This window comes from Streptomyces sp. UH6, from assembly GCF_013421635.1.
GTDB classification, from domain to species: domain Bacteria; phylum Actinomycetota; class Actinomycetes; order Streptomycetales; family Streptomycetaceae; genus Streptomyces; species Streptomyces abyssomicinicus.
In genome coordinates this window covers 1-6,742 of sequence record NZ_JACADT010000247.1, presented here as the reverse complement: position 1 = coordinate 6,742, position 6,742 = coordinate 1, and the positions used below count along the sequence as shown (strand labels likewise).

Sequence of the window (6,742 nt, the reverse complement as noted above, 5' to 3'; positions counted from 1 at the left end):
GCCGCGGCCGCGGCCAGGCGCCGGCCGCCACCGTCGGTGATCTGCGCGCCGTCGCCCGTGCCTGCCCCGACTCCCTCGCCGGCCACCGCGACAAAGCCCTGGTCCTCACCTCTTTCCACTACGCCGCCCGCGCCCAGGACCCCGCCGGCCTGCTGGCCGCCGACGTCCGTCTCGAGTACCGCGGCCTGGTCGTCTCCGTCCTCACCGGCAAGACCCAGCACACCGTCCGCGACGCGCGGATCCCCTACGCCGACGACCCCGACCTCTGTCCCGTCCGCGCCTGGATCACGTACCGCAAGCGTCTGTCCGCCGAGGTGGACCCTCGCTGGAGTGCGCCCGACGCGCCCGCCTTCCTCGGCATCGACCGCTGGGGCAACCCCACCGGCGGCCTCACCCCCGACTCCGTCACCCGCGCCATCACCCGCATCAGCGACCGCGCCCACGTCCCCCTCACCTGGACCGGCCACAGCCTGCGCATCGGTCTCGCCACCACCGCCCGCGCCCGCGGCAAGGACACCATCACCATCGCCGACCAAGGCGGCTGGGCCCGCCACTCCCGCTCCCTCAACCGTTACATCCAGCGCATCGACGGCTGGGACGACAACGCCGCCCAGGGGCTCGTCTGACCGACGCCGCCGGTGCGGAGGCGTCGCCGGCTCCAGGCATCCGCGCTCGTACGGCTACGACGAAGTGGCGAGCCGCTCCGCGGCAGTGACGGGGCTGTGGTGCCCCGGGGGTGTGAGCCCCGGGGCACCACAGGAGGGTCAGACGCCGAAGGCGGCGGGGTACTGGATGGTTCCGGTGGGAACCGTGCGGGTGGTGTCGAGGGCCATGGCCATCATGGCCTCGTCCGGCACCTCGAAGGGTGCGCGGATACCGAGGCGGGAGGCCGGTGTGAAGCCGAACCGCGGGTAGTAGTCGGCGTGTCCCAGGACGAGGACGAGGTTTTCGTCCATGGCCCGGGCGGCGTCGAGTGCGGCGCGGATGGCGGCGGAGCCGGCGCCGGTGCGCTGGGCCGAGGGCAGCACCGCGCAGGGTGCCAGGGCGAGAGCGGGTACGCCCTCGACGTGGCAGCGGGTGAGCAGCGCGTACCCGGTCGCGGTGCCGTCCGGGGTCGTGGTGACCATGGACAGTCCGTCGATCCACGCCTTCGGGTCGGCCCGCAGGGCGTCGACGATGTCGGCCTCCAGGGCGGTGGGGAAGGCCGCGAGGAGGATGTCGCGGATGGCGGGGATGTCCTCGGTGGTCTCGGAGCGGGTGGTCCAGGTCGTCATGGTGTCGTCCTCGGTGGTGTCGGGGGTGTGGTCGTGGGGACGGAGGATGTAGACGGCGTAGTGGTAGTCGCCGCCGTGTTCGCGCCGCATGTCGATCTCTGTCCGGTGCGCCGCCAGGGCCTGCGGCATGCCGGGCTGCTGCGGGTCCGCCCGGTCCATGTGCTGGGTGAGCGGCGTGTAGTACTCGTCCCACCAGTCGCTTTCCGGCAGCGACCGGTGCGCGTGGAGACGGTAGCCCGCGGCCTGTGCGGCGTCGGTGTTGGCGGTGTGGGTGCGCAGCGGGTAGGCCGCGTCCCAGTAGGCGCGCACCGGGGCGGCGGGGCTGGGCACGGTCCATTCCATTTCGGTGACGACGAGGACGCCGCCCGGAGCGAGCAGGCGACGCCAGGCGCGCAGGGCGACGTCGAAGCCGACGGTGTAGACGGACCCCTCGGCCCAGATCACGTCGAAGCTGTGATCGGGGAAGGGCAGCTGGTCCATCGAGCAGTTGACCACCGTGATCCGGTCGCCCAGGCTCCGCCGGGCCGCTTCGGCGGCCAGGCTGTCCAGGTACGGCTGGTGCAGGTCGACCGCGGTCACGTGCGCACCGGCTTCTTCGGCCAGCAGCAGTGCGGAGCGGCCGGGGCCGCAGCCCGCGTCCAGGACCCGCGGGTGGTCGGGCAGCGGTCCGGCCGTCTCCAGCGCGTGCCGTGTGGTGGCGTCCGAGCCCGGTCCCTGCCGGGGCAGGCCGTGGTGCAGGGTGAAGAACGCCTGCGTCACCGGATCGCCGCCGGCGGTGGGGGTGTCGTTGTGGGTGTCGTTGCTGTTCACTGCCGTCGCTCCCGGAACCGGTAGGTGGCGCGCAGGTGGCGCGTGATCTCCTTCCTGGTGGCCTCGCGGTCGGCGCGCAGCCGCGCGTCGGTGCGGGAAGCGGAGTGGGCGTTCTCCCGCCGCAGCCGGTGGTAGCTGTCCAGACGGCGTTGGGGAATGTCTCCTGCCTCGACGGCGGCCAGCACCGCACAGCTGGGTTCGTTCACGTGGGCGCAGTCGGTGAACCGGCATGCCGGTGCGAGGTCCTCGATGTCGGCGAAGGTCTGTTCCAGCCCGCTCCGGGCGCCGTGGAGACCGATCGCGCGCAGACCGGGGGTGTCCAGCAGGACCCCGCCGCCGGGCAGCGGGAGCAGTTCCCGCCAGGAAGTGGTGTGCCGACCCTTGCCGTCCACCTCACGGATGGCGCCGGTGGCCAGCCGGTCCTCGCCCAGCAGCCGGTTGCCCAGGGTGGACTTGCCCGCTCCGGAAGGGCCGAGCAACACGACGGTGCCGTTGAGGACGGCGGTCAGGGTGTCCATGCCTTGTCCGGTCACGGCGCTGGTGACCAGGACGTCGACACCGGTGGCCACCCCGGACACCTGCTCCTCGGCGGAGGGCAGGTCCGCGCACGCGTCGGCCTTGGTGAGCACCACGACCGGCTGGGCGCCGCTCTCCCATGCCAGGGCGAGCATGCGTTCGGTCCGTCCGTGCTTGAGCGGTGCCGCGAGCGACACCGCCACCACGACGGTGTCGACGTTGGCGGCCAGGACCTGGCCGTGCGAGGTACGCGAGGAAGACGAGCGCACCAGGGCGGTGCGACGTTCCAGCATCGCGTGCAGCACCGGCGCGCGGCCGGTGGTGGCGGGGCGCAGCGCCGCCCAGTCTCCCGTGCACGGTGCCGACAACGGATCACCGTGATCGGCGGTGCCGGGAATCTCCGCACGGACGACTCCGGCGTCGGTGACTGCTTCGCACGAGCCGCGTTCGGCCCGCACGATGCGGGCGGGGATCAGTCCGGCGGTGCGATGGGGTGCGAAGGCGTGCTCGCACGCCTCGTCCCAGCCGTAGTCCGCCAGGGAGTACGGCTGAGCGTGATGCCAAGAGGATTGAGACAACGTAGGACCCTTGAAAAGGGGCCCCGATCGGCACGGAGGATTGCCTTCCGCGAGCTGTCAAAGCTCGTGCGGGGGCATCGATGTCAGGTCAGACCGGGGCCCGGGACGTGAGGATGGTCCGGCGGGCACTGCACACGGCAGTGGCCTTGGCGACAGACATCGACTCACCTCCCCATTCCGGTCCCGCAGTGACCTGGTTGTCCCTGCACCGCTGAGGTTAACACTCCGTTCCCGGCACTGTCCGGACAATGGCGGGAACGGAGGCGGCGGCCGCCGCACGATGAGGGCGCCCCCCCGTGGCGGAGGCAGATCTCGGGGATCCGGTCGGCATCCGCAGGGCAGTGGGCGTGGGCCTCGTGATGGCGCCCACGCGGCGGGCGTCACAGCGCGTCGCGCGTACCCTTCCGGGCGGGATGCTCGGACACCGGGTCCTCCGGACCGTCGGCCGGGGCGGCGGCGGACAGTGCCGCCTCGACCCGGCGGTTGCTGGTCATGGTCGCCGTGACGACGGTCATGGTGAGGAGGAGGCCGGCGGCGGCGTACAGCGGGGTGCGCACGTCGTGGGCAGTGGCCAGCCAGCCGCCGAGGAAGGCGCCGAACGGGGCGGCGCACATGGCGAGCATGCGGGAGGTGGAGGCGACCCGGCCCATCAGGCGGGCCGGGACGATCGCCTGGCGGAGGGAGGGGCCGAGCACCATCGTGGCGCCCATGCCCGCTCCGCACACGGCGAGTGCGAGGCCGGCGACGTACGGGTCCGGGGCGCCGGCCAGGCACAGGATGGCGAGTCCCTCGACCGCGGCCGTGCAGGTGAGCGCGGTGCCGGTGCCGAGTCGTCGGCCGAGGAAGGAAGCGATGCTCGCGCCGAGCAGACCGCCGGTGGCCTCCGCCGTGAGGAGCAGGCCGAAGCCGAAGGTGCCGATGCCGAGACGGTCGTGCGCGAAGAGGGCGAGGACGGTCTCCACCGCCAGGAAGGCGACGTTCCCGACCGCCGGACGCAGCGCGAGCCCGAGCAGCAGTTGGTCCCGGAACACGTACGAGGCGCCGGCCCGCGCCTGTCGCAGCAGCGACTCACGGGCCTGCGGCACCGGCCGGGGTGCGGCGGGCAGCGACCGTACGAGCAGTGCGGAGAGCGCGAACGACACCGCGTCGGCGACCAGCGGTAAGGCCCGCCCCAGCGCGAGCAGGGCACTGCCCGCGGGCGGTCCCGCGAAGCCGGACGCGGCGGTCTGGGTGCCGCGCAGGCGGGAGTTGGCGCGCTCCAGGAGTGCGGGGTCCCGGCCGAGCAGATCCGGCAGGTAGGCCGTGGCGGCCGTGTCGAAGAAGAGTCCGCCGAGACCGAGCAGGAACGCGACGGCCGCGAGCAGCGGAATGCTCAGCACGTCGAGCACGGCCGCTGCCGCCGGTATCACGAGCGACACCGCGCGCACCACGTCCGTGATCCACATCGTGCGCCGACGGTCCCAGCGGTCCACCAGCGCACCGCCGAGCACCCCGAAGAGCAGCCACGGCAGTGTTCCGGCGGCCGTGACGACGGCGAGCGCCATCGGGTCCCGCGTCAGCGTCAACGCGAGCAGCGGCAGCGCGGCGTGCGACACGCCGTCACCGAGCGAGGACACCGTCTGCGCGGTCCACAGCCGTCCGAACCCGGTCGGTAACTTCTTGGCGGAGTGGGTCACTTGGCGTCCCCCTCGGCCTGATCGCGCGGCGCGGGGTGGAACAGCGCGAAGACGAGTGACGCGTCCGGCAGCGACGGATCGGACAGTTCCCGGTACTCGTCGGCCAGTGCCTCGAGCCGTGCTCCCAGCTCCGCGAACTGCTCCTCGGTGAGCCGCAGGTGCGCCATCCGTACGTGGCGCTCGCCTGCCGCGGGCGCCGCCTCCAGGTCCGCCACCGCGTGCCGCATCAGCACATCCGGCCCTCCCTCCCCCGGATCCGGCAGCTCGATCGTCCGCGCGGCCATCGCGTAGTACCGCTCGGTGACACCCCGCACCTTCCGCGTTCGCACCACCTTCACCAGGCCGGCCCGTTCGAGCAGGCGTACGTGGTAGCTGGAACTCCCCTTCGCGAGGCCCACGCGCTCGGCGATCTGAGTGATCGTCGCGGGCTCGAAGCGGAGCACGGCCATGATCCGGTGGCGCGTGAGGTTGGAGACGGCGCGTAGCTGCTCGTCAGTGGTGACGTGCAAGGTCTCGGGCAGTTCGTCGTCGGACATGGGACCAATGGTCAACACTTCTTGACCATTGCGCAAGGGGGTTTCCGTCCGCGAGACGTCACGCCGCGACGGCCACCCGCCGGTGCACCGCGGCGCGGAGCGGCCGGGGGGCGGGGCGGGGGCGGGTCACAGGAGGAGGCTGAGGTTGAGGCCGATGACCGCGGCTCCCGCCAGTGCGCCGCAGGCCGTGGTGACGGGGTGGTTCACCAGGGACCCCATCAGTCGCTTGTCCCGGGTGGCCAGGAGCAGCGGAACCAGGGCGAAGGGCAGGCCGAAGGACAGCACCACCTGGGACCACACCAGCGCGGTCGTCGGGTCGACGCCCATGCCCAGCACGAGCAGTGAGGGGGACACCGTCAGGATCCGGCGCACCATCAGGGGCGGGCAGCGGCGGAGGAAGCCGGACATGATCACCTGTCCGGCGTAGGTGCCCACCGAGGACGAGGCGAGTCCCGAGATCAGCAGCGCCCCGCAGAAGGCCAGGGCCACTCCCCCGCCGAGCGTCGCCTGAAGCCCGTCCCGCACGTCCTCCAGGGTCTCCACGAGCGGCCCGGGACCGCCGGCCAGCTGGGCGCCCACGATGAGCATGGCCGCGTTGACGATGCCCGCGAGCACCATGGCGGCGGTGACGTCGAACCGGATGCCGCGGAGGACGGCGCGGTCGTCGCGGCCCGGGCGGAAGACCCCGGTGCGCCGCAGGGTCGACACCCGCTCGGCGGACCGGGCGGAGTGCAGGTAGATCGCGTGCGGCATCACGGTGGCGCCGATGATGCCGACGGCGAGCAGGAGGCTCTCCCGGCCGTCGAATCCCGGCACGAGTCCGGAGGAGAGGTCCTCGAGAGCGGGGCCGGCCGCCGCGGTGCACCACAGCATTCCGCCCGCGATGCCGAACAGCGCTCCGGCCACGATCCAGTCGAAGCGTCGGCGGCCGCCGCGGTCGAGGAAGAGCAGGGCGAAGGAGGCGGCCGCGGTGATGGCGCCACCGAGCAGCAGCGGCGTTCCCAGCAGCAGGTGGAGGGCGAGGGCGCCGCCGATGATCTCCGCGAGGTCGGTGGCCACGGCGACCGTCTCGGCCTGGACCCACAGGCCGTAGGTCACGGGGCGCGGATACCGGTCCCGGCACAGCCGCATCAGGTCGCGGCCGGTGGCGACGCCCAGTTTGGCCGCCAGGGTCTGGAAGAACAGACCGGTCACGTTGGCCGCCAGGACCACCCACAGCAGGCGGTGCCCGAAGTGGGCGCCGGCGGTGAAGTTGGTGGCGAAGTTGCCCGGATCGACGTACGCGACGGCGGCGACGAAGGCCGGGCCCAGCATGACGGCGCGGGTCAGGGCGGCGCGGGGGACGCCCCGGG

At 72.9% G+C, this 6,742-nt stretch carries 5 protein-coding genes and 1 pseudogene; 1 reads left to right on the top strand and 5 read right to left on the bottom strand.

Features of this window, described 5'->3' with window-relative positions:
* Positions 1-626, top strand: a pseudogene (locus HW445_RS14340) (integrase); the annotation flags it as partial.
* Between the two features lie 138 nt (positions 627-764).
* Here HW445_RS14340 and HW445_RS14335 read toward each other — a convergent pair.
* From HW445_RS14335 to HW445_RS14315, 5 genes are all read right to left on the bottom strand, one after another.
* Positions 765-2,084, bottom strand: a complete 1,320-nt coding sequence (locus tag HW445_RS14335; RefSeq protein ID WP_180221408.1) for a bifunctional class I SAM-dependent methyltransferase/N-acetyltransferase — start codon at positions 2,082-2,084, stop codon at positions 765-767.
* Positions 2,081-3,178 (bottom strand): ribosome small subunit-dependent GTPase A, encoded by a 1,098-nt coding sequence (gene rsgA / locus HW445_RS14330; protein ID WP_180221407.1) that lies wholly within the window; start codon positions 3,176-3,178, stop codon positions 2,081-2,083. The genes HW445_RS14335 and rsgA overlap by 4 nt, the downstream gene beginning before the upstream one ends.
* Before the next feature lie 380 nt (positions 3,179-3,558).
* Positions 3,559-4,854 (bottom strand): MFS transporter, encoded by a 1,296-nt coding sequence (locus HW445_RS14325; RefSeq protein WP_180221406.1) that lies wholly within the window; start codon positions 4,852-4,854, stop codon positions 3,559-3,561.
* Positions 4,851-5,390: a transcriptional regulator gene (locus HW445_RS14320; protein WP_180221405.1), complete on the bottom strand. Its 540-nt coding sequence runs from the start codon at positions 5,388-5,390 to the stop codon at positions 4,851-4,853. Before HW445_RS14320 ends, HW445_RS14325 begins: the two co-directional genes overlap by 4 nt.
* Positions 5,391-5,516: 126 nt before the next feature.
* Positions 5,517-6,742, bottom strand: a 1,226-nt coding sequence (locus HW445_RS14315; protein ID WP_306673321.1) for an Nramp family divalent metal transporter, incomplete at its 5' end; no start/stop codon positions are given.

Coding starts and splice junctions, on each gene's coding strand:
- HW445_RS14320 (WP_180221405.1), bottom strand. CDS start 5,390: ATGTCCGACGACGAACTGCCCGAGACCTTGCACGTCACCACTGACGAG.